The 1896-nt window shown below is 79.1% G+C and carries 1 protein-coding gene; it reads right to left on the bottom strand.

Going from position 1 to position 1896, the window contains the following annotated elements; translation table 11 throughout:
* Positions 1 to 1896 (bottom strand): AAA family ATPase (locus NH602_RS30565; RefSeq protein WP_253069650.1); only part of this gene is annotated, 1896 nt, incomplete at both ends.

Genomic DNA, 1896 nt, shown 5'->3' with positions numbered 1-1896 from the left:
GCGGTGTGGAAGGCGGCCGATGCGGGGACCCCGCGCTCACGCAGGACCCCACCGGGCAGCGCCGCCGCCGCCGCGGGCCGCCCGCGGGCCAGCAGGACCAGGGCGAGCTCGTCGGCGGTGGCCGCCGCGGGCGATGTCGGGTCGGGGACCAGCCAGTCCTCCAGCGGCCGTGGCCGGTCGGCGGCGACGAGGGCGAGCACCAGCAGGCCACGTGGCCCGTCGCCCGGCGGGATGCCGTGTGGGGGCCGCACCTCGCGCGCCGGTGTGATCCGCAGCAGGCGTTCCCCGAGGTGGGCGACGTCGGCCGCCGGTACCCCGCCGGTCAGCGCCGCGGCGTGCAGCAGCACGCCGACCAGCTCGCGACCGGCCGCGGTGCTGAGGTGCTCGTCCGGTGCGGCCACGACCTCGCGCAGCAGCGCGCAGGACCGGGCCAGCCCCTCGGGGTGCTGCTCGTCCAGCCGCCGGGCGCGGGCACGGATCCGGACGGCCACCGTGCACTCGTCGTCGACGACCGGGTCCGTTCCGGCGTCGGCCGCACGGACCGCCTCCTGGACCCGCGCCGGTACCTCCCGCACCGTCGACGGGTCGATCAGGGTGAGCGCGACCGCCCGGTCCTGCGGCGAGGCGAGCAGCGGCAGCGCCTGGGACACGTGCCGGACGGCGGTGCCGGGCTCGGTGAACCGCTCCGCCGCGGCCAGCTCGACCAGCAGGGCCCCGCGCTCGTGGCCACGCACGTCGCTGTCGAGCAGGGCCCGGCGCAGGTACCGGACCGCGACCGGGTCGTCGTCGTGGTCGTCGGCCGTGTCCGGGCGGAGCGCGGTCGTCGTCTGGTGGGCCGCGGCCCGCAGGACCTCGACGGCCCAGCCGTCGAGCGGGGCGGCGACCGCGAGCAGGTGCGCGGCCACCTCCTGGGCGTGGTGCCCGGTCTCGTGCAGCAGCCGCGCCGCGCGCAGGTGCAGCCGCTCGCGCTCGGCCGGGTCGGCGGCGACGTCGCGGACCAGCGGGTGGGTGAACCCGGTGTGGTCGTCGGTGAGCAGACCCTGTTCGGTCAGCTGCCCCTGCACCGCACGCAGGCCGTGCGGGTCCAGCTCCGCCAGCCGCGCCACGACGGCCGGGTCGGCGGCGGGCCCGAGCACGGCCAGGGCGCCCAGGTACCGGCGCGCCGCGTCGTCCTGTGCCCGCAGGCACCGGGCGAAGCGCTCCCGCAGGCCGGCCGGCCGGGCCGAGCGCACGGCGGGGATGCACGCCGCGACCGGGCCACCGCCGGCCGCGACGACCTCGTCGAGCACGGCGCGCAGCACCGACGGCACACCTCCCGAGACCTCCTCGCACACCTGCAGGAACTCCGGGTCGCCCGCGCGACCGAAGCGCCCGGCGACCATCCCGCGGACCGCGGCGGGTCCCAGCGGCCGGGACCGCAGCGGTACGGCGGACCCGGCCAGACCGCGTACCGGCGGCCGCCCGGCGCCCGGGTCGCCGTGCAGGGTGGTGCCGACGAAGGACACGGGCAGGTCCGGGATCCGCGCGACGAGCCGGTTCAGCCACCGCAGCGACGCCGTGTCCGCCCACTGGAGGTCGTCGACCAGCACCAGGACCGGCCGTTCGGCGCCCACGGTCGCCAACAGCGCCTGCAGCTCGCGCACCCGGTCCTGCTCCTCGTGGGTCTCCGCCGGGTCGAGCGGTTCCGCCGCGAGCGCCGCGGGCAGCCTCCCGCCGGACGCCGCCAGCCACCGGGTGCGGGCGTCCGCGCCCGCGGCGGCGAGGAGCGGGTCGAACAGCTGCCGGGCGACGCCGAACTCGAAGTCGCGCTCGACGAGCGCCGACGCGGCCCGCAGCACCGTCAGCCCGGCCCTGCCCGCCGCGACCCCCACCGCGTCGAGCAGGGCGGTCCGGCCG

The organism is Pseudonocardia sp. McavD-2-B (genome assembly GCF_024124365.1).
In the GTDB taxonomy this organism is placed as follows: Bacteria; Actinomycetota; Actinomycetes; order Mycobacteriales; family Pseudonocardiaceae; genus Pseudonocardia; species Pseudonocardia alni.
Note: the sequence above shows the minus strand (reverse complement) of the source record. Positions and strands in the feature narration are given on the sequence as shown.